We start from the raw sequence: 26,861 nt of genomic DNA on the forward strand, positions 1-26,861 counted from the left end.
GAAGTCAAACAAAAAATAGGTCCCGAGAACGATGTACTACCATCGTTCAAGGGACTCTTATCGTCTACATACCTTTTTTTCTACATACATAAACCATTTCATGGCTATTTGGGTGAATAGGAGTACTTTTCCAATCTCCATATGCCCCGACCACTTCAAACAAATTGCTCTCTAAAAGGCGTTCCATCTCCTGGGGATATGTATACCGCAAACTAATATGTGTTCTACTCTCTTCATTGGTATTCTTGGTTCTTCTTATCGTTGTATAATGTTGAATTTGCTGGAGAGCATCATATTCACTAATTGTATAGACATCGATTTCCTTCACTTGCGCCCTATCAACATAAGTCTTCCAATACTCCTCGACTGGTGGCTGCAAAAGCTCTTCTGCGTGAGGGAACCGAATTCCGAAAATGAAGATCCCTCCTTCCTCTAAATGTCGCCATACCGACGATAACACTTGGTTTTGTGCTAGATTCGTATGAAAGTGCTGAAAGGAGTTTCCAACCATATACATAAGCGAGCTTTTAAACGGTACGTCTAATTCGGTGCAGTCCTGCTCCACCCATTCAATTTCCAGTCCCATTGCCTCTGCCTTCATCTTTGCATGTGCAAGCATCCCACGATGTATGTCGACTCCTATGATTTTGTGGCCTGCAGCAGCCAACGGGATTGTCAGCCGACCTGTTCCACAGGCAAGGTCTACTATAGTACCTTTCTTTTTACTTGCCCAATTCAGTAATAAAGGCAACTCTCCTAAATAATGATTATTTTCCTCATCGTATGAAAGTGGATTATCATATTCTTCTAAGTTATTCATATAACCATCCTTTCACCTTTTCTTCAAAACCCGGCTGCATCCATGCTAAAATGGCTTCTTTTTCTCCGTGCTTTTCTATATAATCTTCAACAAATTGTGTACCAAGGAGATAAGCTAATCTACTATGACCGAATGTTTTCCCACCATTTATCGAAAACCATTCAAAAAAGAGTTTCGACCTATCTAATCTCTCGTAATCTCTTAGAAAAGCTTGTTTAAATTGTCCTAGATGGTCTTCATTAAATTCCTTAGACCACTCTAAGTCTTTATTGCCATAACTTAAATAAATAGACGGGTCTAACCCTGGAACAATCTGCTTGGACAAATAAGTCGCTACACCTTCTCTATATAACCAAATAAGTGGCTCTGTCCATTTCGCAGTACTCCAGTCCATGCCCGCCCGGTCACTCAAAATATTTTGAGCACAATGTCCAAATTCATGTGCTACGATCAATCGTAAATGATTAGGCACGGGAGAAAGCTTTTCAAGTGCAAACGTGATATTCGGTATAATCTGCTTATATGTGTATGCGTTCGAGCCGAAGCCTCCAACGATATAGTTCACCTCAATCGGAAAAGAAATGTCATACTGCCGCTCATAGGACGTGACTATTTCTTCTAAAATAGGCTTTATATGATGATGTACTTGCTTGATAGACTCGAACGCGCCTGGGTATCTCTCAATAGATTGTAGATGTCTCTCCTCAGTATCCTTACAATGCCCAGAAAAATATTCGTTAAAAATATCTGGATACTTACCGTAATACTCACGTAGAAATGAAATGGAAGGCTTATAATTATGTAAAAAGTATGGAACTGTGTCGATTATTTTCATAATCCTTCTCCCTTTATGTATGCCATAACCTCCGAAAAATAGCCTTCTAAAGGCTTACTCGAATCCACTGTTAGATAGGTATGGTTCATCGGTTTTTTACTTTGCCTCAAGGCTTGCTGAAAGGCCTCCTCTGAAGTGACTTCCTCTATTTGACTAATCATTCTTTCTCTTGTGCGAAGCCTGTGGTTTATTTCCATTCGATCCTTTAAATTAACTTCTATGTATTTGTAAGAAACTCCATATTTAGAGGATAGAAAAGTCCCCTTGTCTATCATTTCCTCATACAGACAGGGAGCATCGAAGATCACCGAATGACCCTGTGCCAAATAAAAATCAATGAACGCCCAATCGAGGTCATAAGCTATGGGACCTGTCTTCTCGATGTGTTCTCCATGCCTTTCCAATGAATGGAGTATAGCTGATTTACCAATATCATGATCCACTATCACTGCCTTTGTTTCTTTTGCTATGTGTTTCGCTAGTGTCGACTTTCCTGAACCAGGAAACCCAGACATTTGTAAAAAAAACATCATTCACCATCCTCCCCCTTCTATACTTCTCCTATAGATGAATTATTTCCTGCAAAAAAAAACTGACGAACCTAAGGAACGTCAGTTTTTTATCTTTACCGCTGAGAGGAATTACTTTTTCTTCTTTTTAGAGTTTGTTCCTTTATTGTCTGATGCCTTTGTAGCAGAATCCTCTACAATGATAATTTCATCCTCTTCAGCAAACTCGGTTTGATAATTATATCCTCGAGCTTGGCGACCTTTTTTGCTATCGTAGCTAGAGCTTTCTTGCTCATCCTCATCTGGCAGAAACAATAGAGGAATAGAAACAAGACCACCGATCCCCACAAGAGCGTACACCACTCTTGCAAATGCGGAAGTTTGCCCACCAAAAATAGCAGCAACTAAGTCAAATCTAAAGAATCCAATAAGTCCCCAGTTAATCGCACCGATGATTACTAGAGCTAGAGCAATCCTAGTTATTACTCCCATGGATATACACCTCCTTCGTTTTTCTTTGCATAGCAAGTGGAAAATGCTTTCCTTGAATCCTTAGCTACGATGTTCTACTAAGTCAATCGCTCCTAACACGATGTGCGCTAGACCAAATCCTATAATAGAGCTCGTGATTAATGGTGAAATGTTCCGATTGCTTCTTAACACAACTCCAGTAGTTGTAACTGCAGTACCTAGTACCGTTGGAATCAATCCTTCACGTACCTTTTCCATGAAGCCACCCCTCTCATTAATTTACTAAGATTCTCCCTTATCTTTTGCAATAAAGAGGTGTTTATACTTACAGATGATTCCCTTTAAAATATTCACTTTTTGACTTTTTACTTCATGCTATAATGTAACTGGTAAGAAAGGGGATTGGGAAATGTTCGCTGTTATTGCTTTATTCGACAATAATACCGAGGAAAATATTCAAAATATTTGGAGGAAACTGAGAGATCAATCAATTTCAGCATACGCCTTTGAGGTAGAAAATCGTAAGCCTCATCTAACATTAGCCAGTTATTCAAGCTTAGATTTAGATGAATTTATTAAAGAGGTTGATCATTTTTATGATAATAAAGCAACGATTCCAATAACGTATCAATCCATCGGAACATTCTTAGGTACGGGAATTCTGTATCTTGCTCCAACTATGACAGAGGAGCTTTTCGCCTTACATCGTTCGCATCACCAACATTTCGGCTTATTATCAGATTCAGTTTCCTTATATGCTCCTGGGCAATGGATTCCTCATTGCACCATCGCTAATAGACTTTCTAACAAACAGTTGCTAGCTGCTTACTCCTATTGTCTTCAACAGACTAAGATTGAGGGCAGAATTGAGGCTATCTCCGTTATTGAGATACTGGGTAACGGAAAGGTAAACACTATTTTTACGAAGGAGCTTCGTTAAATGTTTATATAACCTTCCCTTTTTTAAAGCCCAATTTTGTCTCTGAAATAAGAATTGCCCCCGCCGCAGTCAGCCTTCCAGTTATCAGCTCGTTTAGTAGTAATACAGAAAACACGGTTCCCCATAGAGATTCTGCAGACAAAATGATTGCCGCTTTTCTGTTATATATTTCTGTGCGATTATCTGCATGAAATAAACCAGGGTTGTTGAAAATACTTATAAAGAATCTTTCTTTATCTTTTTCGTATTTTTTATAAAAAATACGTTCGAAATATTTTTCCTATTAAGAATCTCCCCGCTAGTATTTGATAAGGGGTGAAGTGCTCTAAAGCTATCGTAATATCTACCAAATAATAGCAGTAGTAACTGTAAAAGCTCTCCTACTTATTTTGGCATGATACACCCGCCCCTATTAAAAAAGAGAACAAACCAGTTAGGTTTGTCCTCTTTTCTTTAAAGTACTTTTTCTAAAAATGCTTTGGCTCTATCTGATTTTGGTTTTACAAAGAATTCACTTGGTGGTGTATCCTCTACAAGTATTCCTTCATCTAGAAAAAGAATACGGTCTGCAACTTCTTTCGCAAAGTTCATCTCGTGTGTCACGATTATCATCGTCATTCCAGATTCAGCTAAATCCTTCATTACATCTAGTACCTCTTTTACCATCTCAGGGTCTAGTGCAGAGGTTGGCTCATCAAATAGCATAACGCTAGGATTCATTGCAAGCGCACGAGCAATTGCTACACGTTGCTTTTGACCTCCTGATAAACGGTTCGGATATTCATTTCGCTTTTCATAAAGTCCAACCTTACGGAGTAGCTGATCAGCCGTTTGAATTGCTTCTGCCTTTGAAACTCCAAGCACTTTTATAGGAGAATAAGTAAGATTTTCTAAAACAGTCTTATGAGGAAATAAATGAAAATGTTGAAACACCATTCCTACCTTTTCTCTGACCTTCATAATGTTTGTTTTAGAGTCAGTAATTACGTCACTACCGATAGAGATTCTCCCACTAGTTGGCTCCTCTAAAAGATTTAAGCAACGTAAGAAAGTAGATTTTCCCGATCCAGAAGGACCGATTATGGCAATTACTTCTTTTTCTTTAATTTCCGTGGAAATATTTTTTAACACTTCATTTTTTCCAAAGGATTTATATAATTGTTCAACTTTAATCACTTCTACTCATCCTCTTTTCTAGCATTTTTCCAAGGAACGTTAAAATGATTGTCATGATGTAATAAATAACTCCCGCAATCATTAGAGATTCAAGATATCGATAGCTGTCCCCTGCTACGATATATGCACGTCGCATAATATCAAGAGCTCCAATAACTGTTACAATAGCTGATTCTTTATTCAACGTTATGAATTCATTCATTAGCGCAGGCAAAATATTTTTCATGGCCTGTGGTAAAATGATATCCTTCATCATCTTGCTGTAAGGAATCCCTAATGCAAGAGAAGCTTCCATTTGTCCCTTATCCACTGCGTTTATGCCACCACGAATAATCTCGGATATATACGCTCCAGAGTTCAAACCGAACGCAATAATAGCAGCTGGCATAGGTTCGATGTTTATCTCGAACATCTGTGGAAATGCGTAATAAATAATTAACAGCTGAAGAACTAGTGGTGTTCCTCGGAAAATAGAAGTATAAAAATCTGCAAGTACTTTTAAAAATGTTATTTTCCCTATTTTACACAATGCTAGCAAAATACCGAGAATCAACCCGATAACTGTAGCACCTAAAACTATTTGAACTGTAATACCTATTCCTTTTAAAATATAAGGAATAGAGGGTACGACTGCAGTAAAATCAAACAAATCGTGACCCTCCTTTCTATCAAACTATATTATTCTGCTGCATCTACGAACCATTTTTGTCTAAGCTCTTCAATTTTTCCTTCATCGACTAGTTCTTGAATTGCTCGGTCAAACTCAATCTTTAGATCACTGCCTTCTGGGAAAACAGCAGATTTGTAATCAATTTCATCCTCAGCAACCGGGAAGAAAGTTAAATCTTTATTACGTTTCACATAATTTTCTGCTACGATATCCTCAATAATTGCAGCATCAAAACGTTTTGTCATTAATTCTTGCACAACCTCAGGAATTAAGTTACGACTTTCTACGGTAACATCTATTTCTTTCGCTAATTCATCAGCCATATCCTCTTGAATGGAAGAAACCTGTGCTCCAAGTGTTTTCCCTGCTAAATCCTCTACGCTTTCAATTCCGCTGTCTTTTCTTGTAACGATCATTTGCACTGTTTCGTTATAAGGCTCGGAGAAATCTACTACTTTATCACGGTCTTTAGTAGGAGTCATACCTGCTAAAACAAAATCAACCTTTCCTGCTTGAATAGCAGGGATTAAACCGTTGAAGTCAATGTTCTTAATCTCAACATCAAAACCTAGTTTTTCCCCAATTAAATTTGCAAGATCAATATCGAATCCAATAATTTCTTCGCCTTTTGCTGTATCAATGTACTCGAATGGTGGATAGTCTGCTGAAGTACCCATTACTAATACTTTTTTGTCTTCATTAGAATCTGGCGATACATCGCTTCCAGATGTTTGTTCCTTATCACTAGTACCACAAGCAGCTATTAATAAAGCTACAAGTGCTAGCATCATTAAGAATAATTTGTTTTTCATTTTCTCTAACTCCTTTTTATTTAGTTTCATTCATATAGCGTACAATTGCTTTTTCTAGCATCTCTAACCCATCATCAATTTGTTCCTTCGTAACTGTTAATGGAGGAATCATTCGAATTACTTCTCCTGCATTTCCACAGAAGTAGAAAAGAACTCCTTCTTCGAGTGCATAATCAAGTATCTTCATGCAAGCTGCTCCGTCCGGTTCACCAGTTTCTACATGAGAGATTTCAATCCCAATCATCAGACCCGCTGAACGAACATCACTGATTATCGGATATTTCTTTTGAAGAGCCTTTAGCTTACTCGTTGCATATGCCCCAACTTCTTTAGAGTTTTCAACCAATCGCTCTTCTTTCAAAATATCTAAGGTTGTTAATGCTACCGAACAGGCAATTGGGTTACCTCCAAAGGTTGTTCCATGCATCCCTAACGGCCATTTTTGCATTAATTCCTTTGATGCTACTGTAGCACTTAAAGGCAGGCCAGAAGCAATTCCTTTTGCAATTGCCATAATGTCTGGTGTTACGTCGAAATATTGTGCGGCAAACCATTCACCAGTTCTACCAAAGCCAGTCTGCACTTCGTCAAAAATCAACAAGATATTATGCTGATCGCAGATTTCTCGAACCTTCTTTATCCAGGCCTTCGGTGGGATAATATAGCCGCCTTCTCCTAAGATAGGCTCCAATATCACGCATGCAACCTCTTCGGGTGTCACTTGATGCTTAAATAGTCTTTGAAAATCTTTTTCTAGCTGCTCTACACAATAAACCTCTGGGTCCATTCCTTCTGGACATCCTTTTACATCCGCGTAAGGAATTTGATAAGAAAGATGGGATGGCTGAAGAAACTTTCTATATTTACTCTTCGAGGTAGTCACCCCTAAAGCTCCCAATGAACGTCCGTGGAAGCAACCGGTAAAGGATATAACGTATGGCCGCTGAGTAACAAATTTCGCTAGTTTTATAGCTCCCTCAATGGCCTCTGTTCCACTATTAGCAAAAAAGAAGCAGTCTAGTTTTCCTGGAAGCACCTCTCCGAGATTTTTTGCTAGCTGTAAAATGGAGTCATACATGATGACACCTGAAGGACCGTGTACCAGTTGATCCGCAGCATCCTTGATGCTTTGGACAATCCTAGGATGTCGATGCCCTGTATTTGTTACAGCAATGCCGGAGGTAAAATCGAGATATTTTTTACCATCGACTCCGTAATAGTAGCAGCCCTCTTCCTTTACTATCGGGATGTTGGGATGATCTTTTGCCATACTCGGCGCAAGGTAATCTCCCATATTTTCATATAATGCTAGCCAGTCACTCATTTCAACACACCTTAGCTTTCTATCTCTTAATGAATTTCATATGATTAATTGTTTTCTAATATTTATATATATTATGCCTTTATGTATAAATATACAAGAGGGATATTGAAATTAAATTAAAGTCTAAATATGTAAAATTTTCAAATAAAGAAGAAGCTGGGGCAAAAGAACAAATGAAAGCGTAGTTGCTTTCTTACTTTTTACACCTTCGGTTCTTCGCTCTGCTGACGCTTTCCGCTGGCCAACTCAAGAAAACACTACTACTAGCTATGACGTTCTCCTATTTCACCCTTAAATAAGCCAGCACTCAACACTTATAAGTGTGGCTGTGCTGGCTCACTTTTCTTCTTTTGTAGATTGGTACTAACTACCTCTTAGAAATTTTGATAAGTATCTAGGGATTGCCTTAGTATGTACAGCCAATCCTTTATTCCTTTATTGAGTCACTTAAATATGTTCTGATATTTCTCGGACTAATTGCCAAGTACCATTTATATTCTTCCAATCTTCGATTGTGAAGAATCTAGCAATTTCCTTAAGATCATTTTCAATAACCAATTCGTAGAACACAACATAAGCGTCTTGGCTTCTTTGACGAATGACACGATTTTCAAATCTCTTATTGGCTCCCTTGAGCTCCTTTACTGATTCTCTCATTCCCATAATTGCTTCTTTACAATCATAGAACTCCGGTTTTTCGGAAAATCCGTTGAAAGAAGTGACATAATATTCACTTGCCATTATTTCAAGCTTGGATGTATCAGCTGTTTGCATTGCTTGCTCCCAGTTTTCAATAAACTCATCATGTGTCTTGGTGAATTGAGTTAGTGATTCTTGCAATAGTTGCTCCATCTTTGTTCATCCCTCTCCATTCGTAGTCTAAAATACTGTAGAGAAGTGAATCTCTCCAGCCAGTCTTTAACAACATATTGTTACGCTTCTTTCCCTCTCACGTCATTCCTATTCTTTCTAATATTTTCGCAGAACCTATGTTTCTAGCATCACAAGTGGCATGTATGCGATGTAAATGAAAATTTGCAAATCCTATTTCTAGTAGCTTGCGTGCTACTAGAGTTCCAATTCCCATCCTCCAGTAATCTGGATGGACCACATAGCCAATTTCGGCACTTAGATTGATTGGATTGATATGAAACAGCTCTGCAGCTCCAATTACTTTATCGCTACTTGTTTCTTTAATAGCATAAACGTAACGAGAGGGCTGGTCTATTTTGGCATGCTCTATTATCTGCTTTATGTAGGTTAAGGTATCCTCTTCTGTATTTGTTCCCCATTGCTGATATCTACTAACTTCTGGCAAAGAGGCATAGGAGTGAATGTCTCTCCAGTACTTCATCTCCATTTTTACTAACCTAACGTCATTACTATCAATAGATTTATTCAAGTCGGACACCCTCCCCTAACTCTCTATTATTCTTCATACGACTGGGGATTTCCTCCCTGTCTCCCTACTATTTCTGCATATCCTAGAGATATGGGAGGGATAGAATGACAAACAAGTATTTAGATTTACTTGCTTACTTTGGTATCGGAGGAGCGCATCCTGGAGGTTTTCCTTTAACGCAGACTTTATTGCATGATACCTTGCTCCAACCAACTGATCATGTATTGGAACTTGGCTGTGGTACTGGACAAACCGCTGAATTTATTTCGAAAAATTACCATTGCCAAGTCATAGGGGTAGATAATCATCCAGTTATGGTGGAAAAGGCACAAGAACGTTTAAAGGACAGTATATATCCTGTACAAATTTTGTTAGGTGATGCTGAACAAATGCCTTTCCCTGATGAAAGTTTTGATTTTATTCTAGCTGAGTCTGTTCTCTCCTTTACGAATATACCTGTTACGATACAGGAGGCTGCCAGAGTGCTAAAGCCAGGTGGAAGATTGCTCATCATAGAAATGACTGCTGAGCAACCCCCTACAGAGGAATTACAAGAGGAAACAAAAAAACTTTATGGTATTACTAAGCTATTAGTAGAAAGCGAGTGGGAGAACTACCTACAAAAAGCAGGGCTTACTTTGTTACCAATAAAGAAGTCTACCGATATGGAGCCAACGGACTTGGAGGACATCAGACCTTCCGATAATCTGGATCTATCACTTTATGATGTTTGGAATCAACATAACGATTTTTTAGCGAGGAATGGAAACTTGGTAGGTTATAGAATCTTTTTCAGCAAAAAGCTTTAATACGTGTAATCCGATCCTAAAATTATTTCATTTGCAGATTTTGTGTACAGTTCTTGTGACTTGAAGGGACCCTTATTTTTTACAAAGGAGTCTACAATTTGATACCCCAGATGATAGCCAATCCAACGTGGATACGGAGTACGAGGCTGACCAAAGAGATAAAGGCGATGATTTTGTAGGCCTTTTCTTTTTAAGGCTGGAACAAAGTGCTCCTTCCATATTGGAAGCGCTTGATCTTTTGTATAAAGATTGGCCCATGGTCCTAAAAAATCTTCTCCACAAGTTTCTTTTACAGCGAACTCTCCCATTCCTTCAATGATAAGCGAATCGCGTAATTTTATCTCTTTGGGGGCCAGATTTAAAAATTGGAGTCTACAAGCATGGTTGTACTCATGAGCAAGTAATGCAATTATTTCTTTCTCTTTGATTTCTTCCGCAAAGAATAAAAACAGAGCATTTTTATAAGCAATGCCATTTCTGTTTACTTGTTCCTCAGAAGGCATCTTCGTCTGCTGTAATGGAAAAATATAAATAGGAATATCTGGACCATTCCATGTGTTTTTTAGCTTTTGATACTCAGTTTCTACTAGCTTCCAAACCCGCTGCTCTTCCATTTTCTCTATTTTTCCTTTCAACGTGCTCCATTCCTCTGGCAAAAACATCCCCTGACTAATTAACTCGTGTTGAAGGGCTTCGACTGGGATATTAGGAAATAATTCAGCTAGAGGCTCACAAAAAATTTCGCGATGGAACTTTCTTGCTCCTCTTCCAGATTGTTGCTCGCACTTACTTACAAACTCCTTCAACGACTTTTTTGTAGAGTTCACTGACATGCATCCATTCCTTTCGATTGAATAGGTAGTATTCATAAATCTTAGTATCATGTCATCTACAAGTAGTGGACGATTGTCCATTACCTTGGTCTAAGTGGTTGCATATGTTACTACACATACTTGTATGTAATTTTGGAAGAGGGGAGGAGAAATTTAAATGACTCATTCACAAGCTTATAATATTTGTTGCCAACATCATGGAAAAAGAGTTCGGATTACTTGTAAAGATGGAAAAGTTCATGTTGGACATATAACAAGAGTCGATGATCGCATGGTATGGATTCGACCTGACAATCACGGTGGCTACAGCTGGGGCTGGGGCTGGGGTGGACCTGGCTTTGGTTATGGAATTGCTTTAGGAGCTATTGCAGGTGTCGCACTTGCTGGTGCTTTTTTCTGGTAAAACCTCTTCACTCAAGACCCTGGAACAAAACAATAGAACAGCACTTGCGATTTTATATTTTTGATGAAGCGTAAGTACTTTCTTACTTTTAAAATGTTTGGTTCTTCACTGCGTCGGATGCTTTCCGCGGGCACGGCTCGAGCCTGTAGTCTCTCCCTCGTGCTGTTCCCGCAGGAGTCACCGACGCTGTTCCGAACCATTAGTAGTAACTTCTAATAAATAAATCTTGATAAGAAACTGGTAAAAAGAATGTATAACAAATCTCAAAAAATTATTTTGTACCATTCTCTTTCACTTAAGAATTCGGTTCTGGCCCAGCCTCTTTCTCCTGTATCATCCTGATTCAAGGATAAATTTCAGGCTGTATTATTGAATTTTCCCTTCTTCTTACCTTATTCAAATTGGGGAAGAATGTTTACAAAAATCTAACCCAATTGATGGTGACACTAGATGATAAAAGTTAACGGTGTTAACTTGGTACGCATACTCTGGTTCATTTAAATTTTTCTATTTGCTGTTCAATATCCTGCATAACATCATATGCACCGTCCGATTTGTTCGAACAGACTACAACCTGGACAGAAGAATTTGGATAAAAAGCAGAGTGGAAACTGACACCTGGATCATACCCCATGATATGATATTTAAAAATTCCCTTTTCTTTTTTCTTTATCCATACTCCATAACCGTAATAGCTATCCGCATTACCCGAAGGAACATGTGGCTTTAAGAGTATGTTCGTATATTCTTCTTGAAGTAATCTGTTATCGATTAGTGCATCCCATAGCTTCCCCATATCCTCTATTGTTACAAAGGCTCCTCCATCGGAACCGCCCTTTACAGGTAAGGAGTATATATTCGTTTTCCATTGCCCGTTTGGAAAATCAATGTAACCTAATGCCGTGCTTTGCGGTAGCGCATCCAGTTCAAAGTAGCCAGAACTGTTCATGTTTGCTTTTTGAAAGATACGTTCTTCTACAAAATCTGAAAATGACATCCCACTTGCTCTCTCTACTATTAGACCAAGAATTATGTATCCTGCATTGTTATAGTGGAATTTTTCTCCTACCTTTGACTTCATCTGGTGTTCTTGAAATAAAGGTAAGAAATCCTTTAAATTTCTTAAAAGATACATAGGATTCTCTATCCATAACTCTTCAAAATCATCCATTACTTCTTCATCAAAATAATCAGGAATACCCGCTGTGTGTGTTAGCAAGTGGTGAATCGTTATCCCTTTATCAAAGCTCGGGAAGTCAACATCTAAACAATCTTCAAGCCTCGTTTCGAAGGCTAGACTTCCTTCTTGCACTAGCTGGCAGATTGCTATGGCAGTAAAAAGCTTACATCCAGAAGCAATGCCATATCTTGTAGCAGAACTGTTCTCTATCCGTTCAGAGCGATTTGCATAACCCTCACTTAACTCTATGAATGTTTCTTTTTCTTTCTTAATCAAAATACCCCCTGAGAATTCTACCTCTCTACAGGTATCCTTTAATTCATTTAACATAATTAAACCCCCTCTCTATGAATATTCCATTAATAAGGGCATTAATCCTTTATCGAATTAATGCCCTTATTATAGAAATTGTCATCCAGTAGATTAAATTGCACTAAATCCTCCGTCGATTGGTATGACAGTTCCATTAATATATTTTGCTTCCCCTGTTAAAAGAAAGGCTACTAGCTCTGCAACCTCTTCAGGCTGTCCTAAGCGTCCCTGTGGAATAGTTGAATTAATGGCTTCAAACATTTCTGGATTTGCTGCTCTATATTCCTTAACCATAGGAGTTTCAGTGGATCCAGGCGCAATTGCATTGATTTGGATTCCTTGAGGAGCATATTCTGCTGCCAACGATTTTGTCACTCCTACGAGACCATGTTTAGTAGCTGAGTAAGAAACTACTCCACTTTGCCCAACAACACCCGCCGTTGACGAAGTATTAACGATTCTCCCTCCCCCATTTGCTATCATTTCAGGAAGTACATAATATAAGCCATATAAGGCTCCTTTTAGATTAATATCAAGAACGAGCTCTATTTGCTGCAGTGAATTATCCAAGAACTTTTTCCCTGGACCTGAAATTCCTGCATTATTAAAGAACATATCGATTGAGCCAAAGGTTTGCTTTGTTTCCTCGACATATTTCTTTACCTCTTCCGCTTTGGTTACGTCCGCTTTAATAAAGAGACCTTTAGCGCCTTTCTCCTCTATTAAACGGATTGTCTCATTTCCTTGTTCCTCCGAAACGTCTACAATTGTAATATTTACACCAGCTTCCGCTAGTTTTAGGGCAGTTGCTCGTCCTAACCCTCCGCCACCGCCAGTAATGATTGCTGTTTTAGTCATATGTAACCCACTCCCTTTCAATAGTTTTCTAATATAATTCCCTCGTTCTCCTTGATGAAACATAAAGTATTGAATGGAAAGGATTGATATGTATCCCAAATAAAAAAGGTATTCAAAAAGGAAGCCTCTTTGAATACCCTGTTTTATTATGCCAATGCTTGACTTAAATCCTCGATTAGATCTTCTACATCCTCAATGCCTACTGAAATTCGTACGAGACCATCTGTGATACCAAGCTCTGCACGACGCTCTGCAGGAATAGAGGCGTGAGTCATTCTAGCAGGCACAGAGATTAAGCTCTCCACAGCACCTAGACTTTCTGCTAGTGTAAAATAGTGAAGCTTTGCTAATAGCTCATCTGCTTTTTCAGCGCTTCCTACATCAAAGGAAATCATTCCACCAAAGCCTGAAGTTTGTTTCTTCATTAATTCATGACCTGGGTGTGTTGGAAGTCCTGGATAGAATACCTTGGAAACTGCAGCATGGTTATTTAAAAACTCTGCTATCTGCTGCGCATTGCTGTTATGCTCCTCCATACGAACACCTAGCGTTTTAATTCCTCTCATTAATAGCCAAGAATCCTGAGGTCCTAGAACTGCTCCTACAGAGTTCTGAACGAAATGAAGATCCGCAGCAAGCTGCTCGGAATTAACAACAACTAATCCTGCCACTACATCGCTATGACCACCTAAATATTTCGTTGCGCTGTGCACCACGATATCAGCTCCAAGTGCAATCGGCTGCTGTAAATAAGGAGTCATAAATGTATTGTCCACTATAGTTAATAGACCTTTTTCTTTTGCAAACTTTGCAATCTCCTCTATGTCTGTTACCTTCAATAAAGGATTAGTAGGCGTTTCTAAGAAAATGGCTTTTGTATTTTCTTTGATTGCTGCCTCTACGTTTGCAAGATCTCCAGTATCAACAAATGTAGAATCGATTCCAAAGCGGTTTAAAACCTTTGAAATGACACGGAATGTTCCTCCATACACATCATCTGTAAGAATGACATGGTCACCCTTGCTAAACATCATCATGATGGAGCTAGTTGCTGCCATGCCTGATGCAAAGGCAAATCCTGCTATCCCGCCCTCTAAATCACTGATTAATACTTCTAAAGCATGACGCGTCGGATTTCCTGTACGAGAATATTCATAGCCTTTAAATTTACCTACTGCCTCTTGCTTGTAAGTGCTCACCTGATAAATTGGTGTAGATACTGCTCCTGTTGCTTCATCGCCAAATATCCCAGCATGAATTAGCTTTGTTTTTGCACGCATGTATTTATTCCTCCTTGAATAGCTCATATACCTTCTGACTTAAATAACGCTCGCTGGAATCCGGAAAAATCGTTACGATATGACTTCCTTCCTTTGCACTCTCCGCTTCCTTTAAAGCGGCATAGAAAGCAGCCCCTGATGAGCTACCAACAAGAAGTCCCTCTTCCTTCGAAAGCCTTCTTAACTGATGAAAAGCATTTCTATCGCTTACTGTATGAATAGCATCAAAATAAGCCGTATCCATAAAGGTCGGTAGAAATTCCATGCCAATTCCTTCTGTCGCATGGGAGCCAGCCTCTCCGCCATTTAAGATGGAGCCCTCTGGTTCCACAATCACTGTTTTTATTTTAGGGTTTTGTGCCTTTAGATAAGTGGATGTTCCCATAAACGTACCACCCGATCCTGCACCAGCGACAAAAATATCAATGGTTCCATCTAAATCGTTCCATAGCTCGGGACCTAATGTCTTTATATAAGTATCTGGATTCGCTTGATTCGAAAACTGAGAGGGGGAAAAGGCATTCGAGATTTCTTCCACTAACTCTTTTGCCTTGTCGATAGCACCCTTCATCCCTAGTCTCGTTTCTGTATTGATTACCTTTGCACCCAATGCGCGCATAAGGGTTTGTTTTTCCAAGCTAAATTTTTCAGGAACAACAAAAATAACCTGATAACCCTTCCCGATTGCTGCTAGCGCAACACCAATCCCGGTATTACCAGCTGTGGGTTCAATAATAGTACCGTCTGGGAGAAGCTTTCCAGTTCTTTCTGCATCCTCAATTAAAGAAAGACCTAATCGGTCCTTCACACTTCCTCCTGGATTCATATACTCCAGCTTCGCAAAAATGCTGCATTTATTAGGTATCTCTATATGTGAAATCTCTATAACTGGAGTATTTCCTACTAACTCCTGCACGCTTTTTACAATTTTCATTTATGCTTCCTCGTTATAAATGACATGCCATTCATCTTTCTTTGCAAGCATTTGAGAAGCAATTTCCTTAGCCCCCTCTAAACTATGGCTTGCCGCCCAGCCACATTGCACTTCATTACAAGCTGGCACTTCTGTTGCTTGTAATACATCCTCTAATGTCTTCTCTAAAATCTCTAAGATTTCCTCATAGCTTTCATGATTAATAACGGATAGGTAGAAGCCTGTTTGGCAGCCCATTGGACTTAAGTCTACTACTTGGTCCGTATGGTTACGTATATTTTCAGCCATTAAATGTTCTAAGGAGTGTAAGCCTGGCATCTCCATATGCTCTTTGTTTGGTTGCTTGAAGCGGATGTCATATTTATATATCTCGTCTCCATGAATACCTTTCTTTTTACCAGCTAAGCGTACAAATGGTGCTACCACTTTTGTGTGATCAAGATTAAAGCTTTCTACATTCATTTTTTTCATGGTTTGTCGCTCCTTATTTTTTAGTTGCATCCATAATCCATACATAATCATTCATTTTCGAGAAGCTTGCTTGAAATCCTGCTTCTTCAAACAATTCTGTAAGAGTGGGAATCGTCGTGTAGTATTCACGCTCTAAATCATCCGCAACATTGTGAAAGCTACGGTCTCTTTCCTTCTTAATTTGCGCTTGCTTTGCATCCTCCGTAATAAAAGCAGTGTCTGCAAATACAACTTTTCCACCAGCCGGTAAAAGGCTAGCGTATACCTTTAATGCCTCTCCTTTTTCTTCATCCGTCAAATGGTGAAAAACAAAGGAGCTTGCAAAAGCGGTGATTTCTTTGTTTTGTATATCAAATTGGAGTAAATCTCCATCTATTATTTCATGGTTTGGAAACCTTTTTGCTGTCATTTCTCTCATCTTTTCGTTCGGCTCGATTCCGATCACGTCATTCCCAGCAGCTATAAGCTTAGCAGTTAAGTTGCCAGTTCCAGTGCCAAATTCCACGACGATTCCTGAAGCTCTTTTCACAACCTCGTCTAAGATAGCCTCATATCCTTCAAAAACATCTTTGTATTCCGGGTCATTACCGGTCACAGAAGCATCATAAGAGTCTGCCCATTCATCAAAAATGTTTACAAATTCTCTGCCCATTGTTTAACCTCTTTCATTAAGGGTATTATTCCTAGTTGTTTACTATGAATTAAAAGCAACTATTAATAGTTATATCATATTCATCACCTGAATAAAAGAATTATAGTTTTCTATTCCCGTTTTTGGTTACATTAACCAAAAACAGCGATAAAAAAGCCAAGGATTAGAATCCTTGGCTTTGATTTTTCTATTTATATAGTTCTTTCCACTTTTATTTCGAATTCAGGGGATGTCACATATTCTTTGTAAGTGATGGATATCCCTCGTTTTTGTAAAAAGCTTCGAGGCGAGTACGGATGGCTGGTGCTGTAACCATCTGCAATACCTCTTCTTTTGGTACCCATCTCACCTCAGAGGTTTCTTCTGAGGTGGTGAGGACACCACCTATTGGGGTGCAAATAAAGTCCATCATCAGTTTAGTCGGAACATCTGTAACACCATCGTACCATTTATAGATCGCTGTATTCGAATAGACACCAATTAGTTTATCTACTGTTACATCAATTCCGCTTTCCTCTTTTACCTCTCGAATTAGTCCATCTATTATGTTTTCTCCAACCTCTATTTGTCCTCCTGGATAGACCCAGCCCCCATGCTCTGTCTTCACTAGGAGTAAATGTCCCTTTTCATTTACTACTATTGCCCCTGCAGCAACTATATGCGTTGGCATAATCATTTCTCTACCCCCTTTTTATTTAGATTGGGAAAAATATTGGAATTATTAGCAGCATGACAATCATCATGACAATTTGTAATGGAATACCTGCTCTCACAAAATCCATAAATTTATATCCTCCTGCTGTCATCACTAACGCATTCGTAGGTGACGCCACTGGAGTTGCAAAAGCCATACTCGAAGAAACGGCAATCGCAATTAAAAACGTATATGGGTTTGCTCCTATACTTATTGCAGCATTCATTGCAATAGGTGCGAATAAAACCGCAGTAGCCGTATTACTAATAAATTGTCCAAATACCATAGTGATTAAGTAAATACCTACTAGAACACCATATGGCCCAAAGCCACCTAAAATATCAATCATACCTTCGGAGAGAATGACCATTCCCCCTGTTTTTTCAAGTGCGGTTGCCATTGGTAGCATCGCAGCAATGAGAATCAAGCTTTCCCAGTTCATTTTCCCATATGCATCATCCATATTCCGCAAGCAGCCCGTGATGACCATTAGAACAGCTGCGATTAAAACAGAGATCACGGCTGGGAAGATCTCTAACACCATGAGGACGATCATTAAAAGCATGATGCCACCAGCAATAGGGGCCTTTCCACTTGCAGCGGCCATACCCGCATGCTCCTTTGGCTGCCCTACAACTACGACGTCTTGAACAGATTTGGATAAAAGCTCTATCTCATCCCATTCCCCTTGGACAAGAATGGCATCCCCAAACCGCAGCTTTACGTCACCCATATCATAGAGGATATATTCCCCTTTGCGGTTGATTCCCAAAATATTTAAGTTATATTTTTCACGGAAGCCAATCCCTGCTACCGTTTCATTAATGAGGCTCGAATGAGGAGTTAATAAAACCTCCGCTATTCCTAGTTGCTTAGATACAAGTGCATCGGCTACTGGATTTTCTTCTTCCGATCTTTCCAGCTGATAGTCATTGATGAACCTAGCTACTTCTTCTGCAGGCCCCTGAATATAAAGTTTATCTTTTTCGTGCACAGTGCTTGATGGTCCAGCCATTTGTTCATAAGTGATTGGAAGAATATTCAGCCCTTCCTTTGAACATCTTTCGATTTTTAATATAGCTAGATGATATTTGGCAGGAAGCTTCATATCAGCTAGTCTCTTCCCAATCATTAAAGATCCAGAAGGAACAGTGGCTAGGTGTAGGCTTCCCTTTAACTTATATTCGTTTGCTAGCTGTTGAGGAGATAGCTTGTTACCTACCTTAACTGTATTTTTGTTTTTCGTTTTTGGCAAAACCCATTTCCGAGCAATTGCAAAATATAAAATACCTGTCAGGATTGCAATTATTCCTACAGGTGTGATTTCAAAAAATCCAAGTTTTTCATAACCATTATCTACAAGCACCTGACTAACAATTAGGTTTGCTGGTGTGGCAATCAAGGTTAATAGACCTGATAAGCTACTTATGTATGAAAGTGGTATTAAATAATTGGAGGGACTACTTTTAATACTTAGTGCAACACTTATTACGATCGGCAGCATAAGGGCAACAGTCCCCGTATTACTCATGAACGCACCAACACTACCAGTAATAACAAGTAACAGGATAAAAAGCTTTCCTTCACTATCTCCAGACCATTTAAGTAGTAGATTACCTGCTGATTTCGCAAGCCCGGTTCTCACAATACCGGCACCCACCACAAATAGCCCAGCTATCATAATCACTACGGAGTTAGAAAAACCCGCTAAAGCTTCCTCGGTCTCCAAAATCCCGGAGATAACAAAGGCTAAAAGTGCGCCAAGTGCAACAAGGTCAGCCCTCACTTTATTCGTGATAAATAAGATGATACTAATGATGAGAATTGTAAATGTTAAAACAAGTTGCATAAATAGATTCCTTTCTTCCTTTACTACTACTTATTATATAGGAAGAAGCGGTATCTACTCTATTGTAAACCCATTTCCTTTTCTTTCCTCTTTCTTCTGGTTTCCAGCATTTCATAATCCTTTGTTCTATTTATCTTCACATCGTTATCCAACCCAAACTGGTATAAGTGTGAATATATATTCTCTGGCTTAAAGTAATAAAGCTTAATGTCCATTCCCTTATGTAGCTTTAAAATAGCTGCTTGGTCCATCCAGCCCGCTCTCATAAATTTCAGTTCTTTTATATCCTCCAAAGAATATCTACGAGAATAGATCACAATATTGAATAGCTCTAGCTCGTATATAATGTGGTCCTCGTCAATTTCTAAGTATCTAGTAACCATCCACAATATAATAATTAACAAAGCTAAAGATAATAGTGGTCTATAGAAAGCTGAGCTAATAAAAGCTATAACATAGACGGCAACATATCGTGGATATCCTCCTCTGTACCAATTGGTTCTATCTATCCCTTTCTGTCTTACTACTAAAATTAGAGCAGAAATACATATAACAAAGAAAGATATCAAATTTAAAAGGTTTGATGCTGTCGGTTTAAAAGTCAGAGATAATAAGGGAAATAACATAGTTAGTAGATAAAAAACACCTAATACAGCCGTTCTAAACCCATTTTTCTTACAATATAGAAGCGCAGTCAGGAAGAATAAAATGCTTAGCCCATTAAGTACTGATAGCAAAACAATGCTATTTGGGATTGTTCCCAAGAAACCTAAGTTAAACAACCAGGCGGCAATAAGAAATATTGTCCCTAACGAGGTAAATAGTATAGTAAGCTTTTTCTCCATTATTAGCCTCCTTTTATATGTATATCATAAACCATTTTTGTTATAATTGTAAATAATCGGAAAAATCAAAGGAGGAAGGTTTTATTCGAAACCTGGAAAAGGAGTATCCTATTTTAAAGGAAGATCGACGGAGAAAAGAGCGAAAAACACAAACGATTAAAATGTGGATGTATTTAGGGATTGGACTTATAGCGATATTTATTAGGCTTTTACTTTTATAGGCAGTAGAGGTTAAACCAAACGGAAAGCGCTTATGATTTCATTTGATAAGAATCATAAACGCTTTCGTTTTTTGGTCTCCTAAGGTTCTCTTCTACGTCGGACGCTTTCCACGAGGATACCGGAGCACCGTGCGGAAAATCACATTGTTTCGGAAGCATCCGAAACAAGATGGAAAACTAAAAACGGCACATCGTGTGCCAACGTCATGATTTTGGCAAGCCTTTTTTATAGCTTTATTCTACAAAAAGAGACTTAATTCTTGGAGATGCTCTAAATACTCCTAAGACTTTTATAGAGTTAATCGTCTGCTTAGCTAGCTCCTCATCTATATCCTCACTTAAAACAAGCATTCCAATTACTTTAATAGATACTTTTTTATTGGATGCAGCTAATTTTTCAAGGTCACTTTTTGAGAACACACTTACTCCCATAACAAAGGATTTTAAATTAACAACCTGCTCTATCACCTGACTATGCGTAGAAAGCTGACTCCTAATAGAAGCCTTTATAAAGTCTGTTCGATTGGAGTAAAACCCTTGTTCCACTAATAAATCTACTTTTCCTAGCTCTACCACATTCATGTTTATCGTAATCTTTTCTGTTTCTGCCATCCGCATACCATCCCCTTACCATCTTTTTATTCATTATATTTGTCTTACACAAATTTCCATATAGTGCATTTTTACTATTTTCAGAATTTTATAATATTAAGATAATTACATTCCTAGTTGGAGAGCGGGAACAATAAAGAGGTTTCTGTGGTAATAATGGAATTGTAGAAAAAGGACTGGCAGGGGCAGATGCCTCTTGGAGAATCAAACTTAAAGAAACAAGATACTAATAGGAAAGGGTCCGTCTGGAAAGTCAATTTCAGACGGACCCTTTAGTCAGTACTTCGGAGCTTAAAAATTTACAGACTTGTTGATGATCGCAAGTAAACAGGCAAGTATCGCAAGTAATGCCATTGAAATAGCAAGTAACCTATCTAGCTTCGCACGTAACACTACACCTTGCGCAAGTATTCTATAAGAAACCGCACGTATTGGTAAACTTTTGTAAACACATTCTTCCATGCTACCACTTTTTCAATATCATATCCTTAGTAAATAGCTTTTTATAGCATAATAGACTTAATATCATGCTGGTAATGGCCGACGAGCTGGTAAACGTAAACATGATGAGGATTTGATAACGAACTGCTTCAATAGGATCCGCGCCGGCAATAATCATCCCCGTCATCATTCCCGGTAACTGGACTAGTCCCACTGTTTTCATAGCATCTATTGTTGGAATCATACTGAATTTCACGGAACGCTTTAGTACCTCTTGCACAGCCTGCCTTTCTGTTGCCCCCAACGAAAGAAGAGTCTCGATTTCTCCTCGTGCTGTTTCAGACTCTCTCTTAAGCTGTGTTAAGTACAGACCACAGGCAACCATGGCATTCCCTATCGTCATCCCACTTAACGGAATAATATATTGTGGAGTAGGTTCAATAATTTGAAGACCTAACAGTAGACCCATCATTAGAATTTCCATCGTAGCAATAGAAAGAACTATTCTCCAAAATATCCCCTCCATGCCTTTTGCACGTTTAGCAGCATTCTGTGCTGCTACGAGTATCATAATAGAAATAATACCAATGATAAAAAGTGTATTCTGTGATTCAAATATGAAATGCAGGATATATCCCACCGCCAGAAGCTGAACAGCCGATCGAACTGTGCCAACTGCTATGTCTTTTTCTAAGCCAAGCTTCTGCCAGACAGAGACTAGCATAGTTATAAGAACAAATAATAAAGTAAAGTTTAAGGCTAAGAAACTCACTCCGTCACCTTCATTTCACGAAAAAATGCATCTGTACTGATATCCTTCATTAGCATTCCATTTTCCATATACCATACTCGGTTACTTATTCTTATAGCCTGCTCCCAATCATGAGTGACCCAGATATAAGTAACTCCTTCTTCCTTATTTAATTTTAATAAAAGCTTTTCCACTTGATCCCTACTTTGTTGGTCAAGTGATGCTGTTACCTCGTCTAGTAATAATATACGAGGCCGTAAGAGCAAGGAACGAATCAATGCAAGCCTTTGCTTTTCTCCACCGGATAATAAACTAGCATCCTTGTTCCAACCTAACTCATCCAATCCCAGCTCGTTCATCCACTCTTTAGCCAGTTCTTCTTCAAAAGGGCGATTATGTATTCTACTAACTGTTTTTAGATTATCTTCAATGGTACCTGGAAGCATGGTACTTTGCTGAGCCACATATACAATGCTTGTCCTCCATTCCTGAGGAGGCACTTGTTTATATGAAGATCCATCCAAAATTACACTTCCATCATCAAACATATCCAAAATAGATAAGCAACGTAAAAAAGTGCTCTTTCCTTGCCCCGATTTACCCAATAGAGCAATTCGATCTTTTGAGCACACGTCCGAAGTTATATTTTTGAACAAGTAAGGTCTCGAAGCTTCCTTAGTTTCCCACCCTTTTTTCCCCACTTGTTTTATCTCTAATATTGCTGTCATAAAATCTGGTACCCACTCTTTCTCTTAACAAAATAAGATAGACAAACCATCATTCTCTGTCCAGAATATGCATATAATTTTATCATAATATACTTCAAATGTAGCTACTCCCCCCTTCATTCATATGTTAAAGTGGGAACTAGTGAAAAATTCTATAATAAAGGAGAGCAAAATGAATGGGTGGAAATCAGCAGCTACAACGAGGTCTTGAGCAGCGACATATCACATTAATGTCATTAGGAGCTGCAATTGGAGTAGGATTATTTTTAGGTTCTGCTACAGCCATCCAGTTAGCAGGTCCTGCAATCCTCATCTCTTATATTATTGGGGGGTTAGCAATATTTATCATTATGCGTGCCCTAGGTGAAATGGCTGTACATAATCCTGTTTCAGGCTCATTCAGTAGATATGCTAGAGACTATTTAGGTCCTCTTGCTGGATACATAACCGGATGGAATTATTGGTTTCTTTGGGTAGTCACTTGTATGGCGGAAATCACTGCCGTAGGAGTCTATATGAAAATGTGGTTCCCGGATACAGCTCCTTGGATTTGGGCATTGGCTGCATTAATTATTATGACATTAGTCAATTTAATTGCCGTTAAGGCATATGGTGAATTTGAGTTTTGGTTTGCTCTCATTAAGATTGTTGCAATAATCGCAATGATTGTTGTTGGATTAGGCGTCATTCTTTTCGGTATAGGAAACGGTGGTATCCCTGTTGGGATCAGCAATTTATGGAGCAATGGAGGGTTTGCCCCTAACGGCTTAACTGGTGTTCTCATGTCGCTTCAAATGGTTATGTTTGCTTATTTAGGTGTTGAAATGATTGGTGTGACAGCTGGAGAAGCGAAAAACCCTAAAAAAGTCATTCCACGCGCAATAGATACCGTGTTCTGGCGTATTCTTTTGTTTTATGTGGGAGCACTATTTGTCATCATGTCCATCTATCCATGGAACGAAATTGGAAGTAATGGAAGTCCCTTTGTATTAATGTTTGAAAAAATCGGCATCGGACCAGCTGCTGGAATTATTAATTTTGTTGTACTTACCGCTGCTTTATCAAGCTGTAATAGTGGTATTTTCAGTACTGGCAGAATGTTATTTAATTTAGCCGATCAAAAGCAGGCACCTGCTTCCTTTCGGAAAATTAGCCGTACAGGCGTTCCATCAAAAGCAATTGTCTTTTCCGCTTTGCTGCTTCTTATAGGAGTAGTTTTAAACTATTTAGTCCCTGAAAAAGTGTTTATATGGGTAACGAGTATTTCTACATTTGGAGCAGTGTGGACCTGGGGTATTATCTTAATATCTCATTTGAAATTCCGAAAAAGCTTGACTAAAGGAGAAGTATCAAGGCTTTCCTACAAGGCATTATTTTTCCCATTAGGATCATATCTAGCGCTTGCCTTTTTAGTATTAGTACTTGGATTAATGGCTTACTTTCCAGATACCAGAATAGCTTTAATTGTGGGACCTATTTGGATAATAGGGTTAGTATTCTTTTATTATCGAAACGGTTATCATAAGAGAAAATAGTAAAAAAGCCCTTCCGATTCGTAAATAAATCGGAGGGGCTTATTATGTTAGTAGCTTTATAGAAATTTTTCAAACCAACCTGTTATCTGCTCCAAACGGGTTTGGCGAAGATTTGGTAATCCTACTCGTGAGAGATTGTGATCTGCTTGAGGAAATCTTACAAAGCCAACCTCTTTCCCCATTGCCTTTAACGTAATATATAACTGCTGTGCTTGTTCGATTGGACAGCGGTAGTCGTTTTCGCTGTGTAGAATCAATAAAGGCGTTTCTACATTTGCAGCATATTTTAAGGGTGAAGCATCCCATAGTGCGTCGATGTCTGTCATATCGGTTCCTATTTGCCATGGTGTGAAGTAATAGCCAATATCTGAAACTCCATAGAAGCTTATCCAGTTTGAAATGGAGCGTTGTGTAACTGCTGCTTTAAAACGGTTCGTATGACCAACAATCCAGTTCGTCATAAAGCCTCCATAGCTTCCACCAGTAACTCCTAAGCGTCCTTGGTCAATCCAATCATAGGTAGAAAGAGCATAATCTACTCCTGCCATAATATCCTCATAATCTCCACCACCATAATCTCCGCGAACAGCATCTACAAACTCTTGGCTATAAGAATGACTTCCTCTTGGGTTTACATAGAGGACTCCATAGCCTTGTGCTGCAAGCAGCTGCAATTCATGGAAGAAAGTATTCCCATACATCGCATGGGGACCGCCATGTATTTCTACCACTAGTGGATACTTTTCTCCTTCTACAAAACCTGCAGGCTTCATTAACCAGCCATGGACATCCCATTCTTTTACTCCTTTAAAGACAATTGCTTCTGGTTCTACAAGCTCTACCTCTTTCAAATAATCTTCATTAAAAGTAGTTAACTGTTTGCGCTCACCAGTCGACAAATTTAGCTGAAATAATTCCCCGGGAAATATTGGGGTGCTTATTGTTGCAATTGAGAATTTCCCCGCTGGATCTATGTCATACCCATATACATGCTCATTTTCCGGAGAAGCTGGATATATTTCTCCTTCTAATGTTGCGAAGTATAAACGAACGTCTCCCATTGTGGACAATTGAAAATATAAATGATTGTCCTTGGTCCAAATTACGCTCGGTGCACTTGCCCCTTGCTGGAGGTCACTTGCTGTATAATCTCCTACCGGAGCATCTAGTCCTTCTGTCAGCTTAATCGTTGTTGAATTTTTCGTATCAAACACATAAACCCCTGTATGTGTCGCATTTTGGAAAGCTCTATTCGCCCCAGCGAATGCTATATATTGATCATCAAAGGAAAACGCTGCATCTCCAAAATAGCCTTCCTCGTCCTTTATCGTAATTTCCTCTTTTGTATGAATATCTACTAGCAATAAAAGCTGTTTAAAAGAAAAATCTTGATTTTCTTCACGATTAACACCCATCACTAGTTTTTTTCCATCGTGGGAAATTACTTGGAGACTGTATTGGAAATCTCCTTCTGTAAATTGCGTAATTTCCTTGCTTTCTATTTCTACATAGCCTATCTGTCTATAGCTGTCCTGAGGAAGCAATCCTACTCCATCTGCATGATATTTCATTTTATCTACCACATATGCCTCAGGCTGCTTTTTTTCGTCTTTTTCCGGTTCATCAGACCAGCTTTTCCCTTTCTTTAAAGGAGCATTAAACCATATCTTTTTATTACATGGAGACCATTGAAAGCTAGAAACCCCTTCTTCTAATTCAGTCAGCTGCCTTGCCTCTCCTCCAGCTGCAGGTATTAAAAAGAGCTGATTCTTTTCCTTTCGATTAGATAAAAACGCTATGTAGGATCCATCCTTAGACCATTTCGGAGAAGAAACTCGCTCTTTGTTGTGGGTCCATTTTGAAACTGTGTTAGTCTGTAAATCAATATAGTATAAATAGGAATAATACTTATTATCCTCTTCGTTCATTTCGGTTCTAATAAAAACTGCCTTTTCCCCATCAGGTGAAAATACTGGATTGGTAACTGATTGAAGGTTAAATAAATCCCTTGCTTCTAACTTACGTTTAGACATTCTCGTTCCCTCTCTTTTCTCTATAGTGTACTAACTATTTCGACACACGAAATCTATTTCCTTTTTTCTGAGAAAAATAGTTGATAACTTCTTATTTGTTTTCTGAGGATATGAGGCTGGGACAAAACAAAAAAGCACTTATAATTCTTTAATAAGAATCGTAAGTACTTTCTTACTCTTTACTTTTAGGTTCTCCGCTGCGTCGGACGCTTTCCGTGAGCACGGCTCGAGCCATTGTCTCTCCCTCGGTGCTCCTGTCGCTCCGCTTTCGTCGCAAATAAATTTGCTGTTCCCACTGGAGTCGCCGACGCTGCTCCGAACCAATAGTAATTCCTACCTATAAGTAAATTTGATCAATAAATTCCAGTAAGAATCAAACTTATCAAGAAAATGAATGCAGTTTGTACAAACGCCTTCTTCCGTTAAAATTTTGATCCACTAGGTTCTCCGCTGCGTCGGAG

General features: G+C 38.8%; 29 protein-coding genes. 4 read left to right on the forward strand and 25 right to left on the reverse strand.

The annotated features are described in order from the left end of the window. Window positions 1-64: 64 nt before the first annotated feature. The 5 genes from AC1ECF_RS06540 to AC1ECF_RS06560 form a co-directional block, all read right to left on the reverse strand. On the reverse strand, window positions 65-820 hold the full coding sequence (locus AC1ECF_RS06540) for a class I SAM-dependent methyltransferase (protein ID WP_480388599.1): 756 nt from the start codon (window positions 818-820) through the stop codon (window positions 65-67). After that, window positions 813-1,655, reverse strand: a complete 843-nt coding sequence (locus tag AC1ECF_RS06545) for a DUF2268 domain-containing putative Zn-dependent protease (protein WP_480388600.1) — start codon at window positions 1,653-1,655, stop codon at window positions 813-815. The genes AC1ECF_RS06540 and AC1ECF_RS06545 overlap by 8 nt, the downstream gene beginning before the upstream one ends. Next, window positions 1,652-2,185 (reverse strand): P-loop nucleotide/nucleoside kinase family protein, encoded by a 534-nt coding sequence (locus AC1ECF_RS06550; RefSeq protein WP_480388696.1) that lies wholly within the window; start codon window positions 2,183-2,185, stop codon window positions 1,652-1,654. Before AC1ECF_RS06550 ends, AC1ECF_RS06545 begins: the two co-directional genes overlap by 4 nt. A 111-nt stretch (window positions 2,186-2,296) precedes the next feature. Beyond that, window positions 2,297-2,656 (reverse strand): DUF378 domain-containing protein, encoded by a 360-nt coding sequence (locus AC1ECF_RS06555; RefSeq protein ID WP_480388601.1) that lies wholly within the window; start codon window positions 2,654-2,656, stop codon window positions 2,297-2,299. 60 nt (window positions 2,657-2,716) lie between these two features. Next, window positions 2,717-2,893, reverse strand: a complete 177-nt coding sequence (locus AC1ECF_RS06560) for an asparagine synthase (RefSeq protein ID WP_480388602.1) — start codon at window positions 2,891-2,893, stop codon at window positions 2,717-2,719. Window positions 2,894-3,044: 151 nt separating this feature from the next. Here AC1ECF_RS06560 and AC1ECF_RS06565 point away from each other — a divergent pair, with 151 nt between their 5' ends. Beyond that, window positions 3,045-3,575, forward strand: coding sequence for a 2'-5' RNA ligase family protein (locus AC1ECF_RS06565; RefSeq protein ID WP_480388603.1), 531 nt, complete (start codon window positions 3,045-3,047; stop codon window positions 3,573-3,575). 453 nt (window positions 3,576-4,028) lie between these two features. On the opposite strand, the gene AC1ECF_RS06570 is transcribed toward AC1ECF_RS06565, so the two are convergent. The 6 genes from AC1ECF_RS06570 to AC1ECF_RS06595 all read right to left on the reverse strand — a co-directional run bounded on the left by AC1ECF_RS06570 (window position 4,029) and on the right by AC1ECF_RS06595 (window position 8,959). Continuing rightward, the gene (locus tag AC1ECF_RS06570) at window positions 4,029-4,751 is read right to left on the reverse strand and encodes an amino acid ABC transporter ATP-binding protein (RefSeq protein ID WP_480388604.1); all 723 of its coding nucleotides are present in this window, start codon (window positions 4,749-4,751) and stop codon (window positions 4,029-4,031) included. Further along, window positions 4,744-5,400 carry an amino acid ABC transporter permease gene (locus tag AC1ECF_RS06575; RefSeq protein WP_480388605.1) on the reverse strand — a complete coding sequence of 219 codons (657 nt, stop codon included), beginning with the start codon at window positions 5,398-5,400 and terminating at the stop codon, window positions 4,744-4,746. The genes AC1ECF_RS06570 and AC1ECF_RS06575 overlap by 8 nt, the downstream gene beginning before the upstream one ends. Before the next feature lie 29 nt (window positions 5,401-5,429). Continuing rightward, on the reverse strand, window positions 5,430-6,233 hold the full coding sequence (locus AC1ECF_RS06580) for a transporter substrate-binding domain-containing protein (protein ID WP_480388606.1): 804 nt from the start codon (window positions 6,231-6,233) through the stop codon (window positions 5,430-5,432). A 16-nt stretch (window positions 6,234-6,249) separates the two neighbouring features. Then, complete coding sequence (locus AC1ECF_RS06585; RefSeq protein ID WP_480388607.1) at window positions 6,250-7,557, reverse strand: aspartate aminotransferase family protein; 1,308 nt, start codon at window positions 7,555-7,557, stop codon at window positions 6,250-6,252. Between the two features lie 447 nt (window positions 7,558-8,004). Next, window positions 8,005-8,409, reverse strand: coding sequence for a hypothetical protein (locus AC1ECF_RS06590; RefSeq protein WP_480388608.1), 405 nt, complete (start codon window positions 8,407-8,409; stop codon window positions 8,005-8,007). A gap of 97 nt (window positions 8,410-8,506) precedes the next feature. Beyond that, window positions 8,507-8,959 (reverse strand): GNAT family N-acetyltransferase, encoded by a 453-nt coding sequence (locus AC1ECF_RS06595; protein WP_480388609.1) that lies wholly within the window; start codon window positions 8,957-8,959, stop codon window positions 8,507-8,509. 104 nt (window positions 8,960-9,063) lie between these two features. Between AC1ECF_RS06595 and AC1ECF_RS06600 the strand changes: the two genes are divergently transcribed. Continuing rightward, on the forward strand, window positions 9,064-9,768 hold the full coding sequence (locus tag AC1ECF_RS06600; RefSeq protein ID WP_480388610.1) for a class I SAM-dependent methyltransferase: 705 nt from the start codon (window positions 9,064-9,066) through the stop codon (window positions 9,766-9,768). Here AC1ECF_RS06600 and AC1ECF_RS06605 read toward each other — a convergent pair. Further along, window positions 9,765-10,595 carry a DUF2268 domain-containing putative Zn-dependent protease gene (locus tag AC1ECF_RS06605; protein ID WP_480388611.1) on the reverse strand — a complete coding sequence of 277 codons (831 nt, stop codon included), beginning with the start codon at window positions 10,593-10,595 and terminating at the stop codon, window positions 9,765-9,767. The two genes, AC1ECF_RS06600 and AC1ECF_RS06605, sit on opposite strands and share 4 nt — an antisense overlap. A 163-nt stretch (window positions 10,596-10,758) precedes the next feature. On the opposite strand from AC1ECF_RS06605, the gene AC1ECF_RS06610 reads away from it, so the two are divergent. Beyond that, entirely contained in the window at window positions 10,759-11,004 is a 246-nt protein-coding gene (locus AC1ECF_RS06610) for a hypothetical protein (protein ID WP_480388612.1), read from the forward strand. A 493-nt stretch (window positions 11,005-11,497) separates the two neighbouring features. Here AC1ECF_RS06610 and AC1ECF_RS06615 read toward each other — a convergent pair whose 3' ends face one another. From AC1ECF_RS06615 to AC1ECF_RS06670, 12 genes are all read right to left on the reverse strand, one after another. Further along, the gene (locus AC1ECF_RS06615) at window positions 11,498-12,514 is read right to left on the reverse strand and encodes a serine hydrolase domain-containing protein (protein WP_480388613.1); all 1,017 of its coding nucleotides are present in this window, start codon (window positions 12,512-12,514) and stop codon (window positions 11,498-11,500) included. A 93-nt stretch (window positions 12,515-12,607) separates the two neighbouring features. Then, window positions 12,608-13,354, reverse strand: a complete 747-nt coding sequence (locus AC1ECF_RS06620; RefSeq protein WP_480388614.1) for an SDR family NAD(P)-dependent oxidoreductase — start codon at window positions 13,352-13,354, stop codon at window positions 12,608-12,610. A gap of 146 nt (window positions 13,355-13,500) precedes the next feature. Continuing rightward, the gene (locus tag AC1ECF_RS06625) at window positions 13,501-14,634 is read right to left on the reverse strand and encodes a bifunctional cystathionine gamma-lyase/homocysteine desulfhydrase (RefSeq protein WP_480388615.1); all 1,134 of its coding nucleotides are present in this window, start codon (window positions 14,632-14,634) and stop codon (window positions 13,501-13,503) included. A gap of 4 nt (window positions 14,635-14,638) precedes the next feature. Continuing rightward, on the reverse strand, window positions 14,639-15,568 hold the full coding sequence (locus tag AC1ECF_RS06630) for a PLP-dependent cysteine synthase family protein (RefSeq protein ID WP_480388616.1): 930 nt from the start codon (window positions 15,566-15,568) through the stop codon (window positions 14,639-14,641). Then, complete coding sequence (locus AC1ECF_RS06635) at window positions 15,569-16,039, reverse strand: S-ribosylhomocysteine lyase (RefSeq protein ID WP_480388617.1); 471 nt, start codon at window positions 16,037-16,039, stop codon at window positions 15,569-15,571. Between the two features lie 13 nt (window positions 16,040-16,052). Next, a complete protein-coding gene (locus tag AC1ECF_RS06640; protein ID WP_480388618.1) occupies window positions 16,053-16,691 on the reverse strand; it encodes a class I SAM-dependent methyltransferase in 639 nt (212 codons plus the stop codon). Window positions 16,692-16,923: 232 nt separating this feature from the next. Beyond that, window positions 16,924-17,367 carry an NUDIX hydrolase gene (locus tag AC1ECF_RS06645; RefSeq protein WP_480388619.1) on the reverse strand — a complete coding sequence of 148 codons (444 nt, stop codon included), beginning with the start codon at window positions 17,365-17,367 and terminating at the stop codon, window positions 16,924-16,926. Window positions 17,368-17,386: 19 nt separating this feature from the next. Then, entirely contained in the window at window positions 17,387-19,234 is a 1,848-nt protein-coding gene (locus tag AC1ECF_RS06650; protein ID WP_480388620.1) for an SLC13 family permease, read from the reverse strand. 59 nt (window positions 19,235-19,293) lie between these two features. After that, window positions 19,294-20,079 (reverse strand): hypothetical protein, encoded by a 786-nt coding sequence (locus AC1ECF_RS06655; protein WP_480388621.1) that lies wholly within the window; start codon window positions 20,077-20,079, stop codon window positions 19,294-19,296. Window positions 20,080-20,534: 455 nt separating this feature from the next. Continuing rightward, window positions 20,535-20,912 carry a CopG family transcriptional regulator gene (locus AC1ECF_RS06660; protein ID WP_480388622.1) on the reverse strand — a complete coding sequence of 126 codons (378 nt, stop codon included), beginning with the start codon at window positions 20,910-20,912 and terminating at the stop codon, window positions 20,535-20,537. 463 nt (window positions 20,913-21,375) lie between these two features. Then, window positions 21,376-22,125: an ABC transporter permease gene (locus AC1ECF_RS06665; protein WP_480388623.1), complete on the reverse strand. Its 750-nt coding sequence runs from the start codon at window positions 22,123-22,125 to the stop codon at window positions 21,376-21,378. Then, on the reverse strand, window positions 22,122-22,832 hold the full coding sequence (locus AC1ECF_RS06670) for an ABC transporter ATP-binding protein (RefSeq protein WP_480388624.1): 711 nt from the start codon (window positions 22,830-22,832) through the stop codon (window positions 22,122-22,124). Before AC1ECF_RS06670 ends, AC1ECF_RS06665 begins: the two co-directional genes overlap by 4 nt. 176 nt (window positions 22,833-23,008) lie before the next feature. On the opposite strand from AC1ECF_RS06670, the gene AC1ECF_RS06675 reads away from it, so the two are divergent. Beyond that, complete coding sequence (locus tag AC1ECF_RS06675; protein ID WP_480388625.1) at window positions 23,009-24,367, forward strand: amino acid permease; 1,359 nt, start codon at window positions 23,009-23,011, stop codon at window positions 24,365-24,367. 56 nt (window positions 24,368-24,423) lie between these two features. Here the strand turns inward: AC1ECF_RS06675 and AC1ECF_RS06680 are convergent, their stop codons facing one another. Then, a complete protein-coding gene (locus AC1ECF_RS06680; protein ID WP_480388626.1) occupies window positions 24,424-26,400 on the reverse strand; it encodes a prolyl oligopeptidase family serine peptidase in 1,977 nt (658 codons plus the stop codon). Between the last annotated feature and the right edge of the window lie 461 nt (window positions 26,401-26,861).

It is taken from the genome of Psychrobacillus sp. Z3-81, assembly GCF_056620325.1.

Excerpts from the sequence above, each read along its gene's own strand:
- AC1ECF_RS06540 (WP_480388599.1), bottom strand. The coding sequence starts at position 820 with ATGAATAACTTAGAAGAATATGATAATCCACTTTCATACGATGAGGAA.
- AC1ECF_RS06545 (WP_480388600.1), bottom strand. The coding sequence starts at position 1,655 with ATGAAAATAATCGACACAGTTCCATACTTTTTACATAATTATAAGCCT.
- AC1ECF_RS06550 (WP_480388696.1), bottom strand. The coding sequence starts at position 2,185 with ATGTTTTTTTTACAAATGTCTGGGTTTCCTGGTTCAGGAAAGTCGACA.
- AC1ECF_RS06555 (WP_480388601.1), bottom strand. The coding sequence starts at position 2,656 with ATGGGAGTAATAACTAGGATTGCTCTAGCTCTAGTAATCATCGGTGCG.
- AC1ECF_RS06560 (WP_480388602.1), bottom strand. The coding sequence starts at position 2,893 with ATGGAAAAGGTACGTGAAGGATTGATTCCAACGGTACTAGGTACTGCA.
- AC1ECF_RS06565 (WP_480388603.1), top strand. The coding sequence starts at position 3,045 with ATGTTCGCTGTTATTGCTTTATTCGACAATAATACCGAGGAAAATATT.
- AC1ECF_RS06580 (WP_480388606.1), bottom strand. The coding sequence starts at position 6,233 with ATGAAAAACAAATTATTCTTAATGATGCTAGCACTTGTAGCTTTATTA.
- AC1ECF_RS06585 (WP_480388607.1), bottom strand. The coding sequence starts at position 7,557 with ATGAGTGACTGGCTAGCATTATATGAAAATATGGGAGATTACCTTGCG.
- AC1ECF_RS06590 (WP_480388608.1), bottom strand. The coding sequence starts at position 8,409 with ATGGAGCAACTATTGCAAGAATCACTAACTCAATTCACCAAGACACAT.
- AC1ECF_RS06600 (WP_480388610.1), top strand. The coding sequence starts at position 9,064 with ATGACAAACAAGTATTTAGATTTACTTGCTTACTTTGGTATCGGAGGA.
- AC1ECF_RS06610 (WP_480388612.1), top strand. The coding sequence starts at position 10,759 with ATGACTCATTCACAAGCTTATAATATTTGTTGCCAACATCATGGAAAA.
- AC1ECF_RS06615 (WP_480388613.1), bottom strand. The coding sequence starts at position 12,514 with ATGTTAAATGAATTAAAGGATACCTGTAGAGAGGTAGAATTCTCAGGG.
- AC1ECF_RS06620 (WP_480388614.1), bottom strand. The coding sequence starts at position 13,354 with ATGACTAAAACAGCAATCATTACTGGCGGTGGCGGAGGGTTAGGACGA.
- AC1ECF_RS06625 (WP_480388615.1), bottom strand. The coding sequence starts at position 14,634 with ATGCGTGCAAAAACAAAGCTAATTCATGCTGGGATATTTGGCGATGAA.
- AC1ECF_RS06630 (WP_480388616.1), bottom strand. The coding sequence starts at position 15,568 with ATGAAAATTGTAAAAAGCGTGCAGGAGTTAGTAGGAAATACTCCAGTT.
- AC1ECF_RS06635 (WP_480388617.1), bottom strand. The coding sequence starts at position 16,039 with ATGAAAAAAATGAATGTAGAAAGCTTTAATCTTGATCACACAAAAGTG.
- AC1ECF_RS06640 (WP_480388618.1), bottom strand. The coding sequence starts at position 16,691 with ATGGGCAGAGAATTTGTAAACATTTTTGATGAATGGGCAGACTCTTAT.
- AC1ECF_RS06645 (WP_480388619.1), bottom strand. The coding sequence starts at position 17,367 with ATGATTATGCCAACGCATATAGTTGCTGCAGGGGCAATAGTAGTAAAT.
- AC1ECF_RS06650 (WP_480388620.1), bottom strand. The coding sequence starts at position 19,234 with ATGCAACTTGTTTTAACATTTACAATTCTCATCATTAGTATCATCTTA.
- AC1ECF_RS06655 (WP_480388621.1), bottom strand. The coding sequence starts at position 20,079 with ATGGAGAAAAAGCTTACTATACTATTTACCTCGTTAGGGACAATATTT.
- AC1ECF_RS06660 (WP_480388622.1), bottom strand. The coding sequence starts at position 20,912 with ATGGCAGAAACAGAAAAGATTACGATAAACATGAATGTGGTAGAGCTA.
- AC1ECF_RS06670 (WP_480388624.1), bottom strand. The coding sequence starts at position 22,832 with ATGACAGCAATATTAGAGATAAAACAAGTGGGGAAAAAAGGGTGGGAA.
- AC1ECF_RS06675 (WP_480388625.1), top strand. The coding sequence starts at position 23,009 with ATGGGTGGAAATCAGCAGCTACAACGAGGTCTTGAGCAGCGACATATC.
- AC1ECF_RS06680 (WP_480388626.1), bottom strand. The coding sequence starts at position 26,400 with ATGTCTAAACGTAAGTTAGAAGCAAGGGATTTATTTAACCTTCAATCA.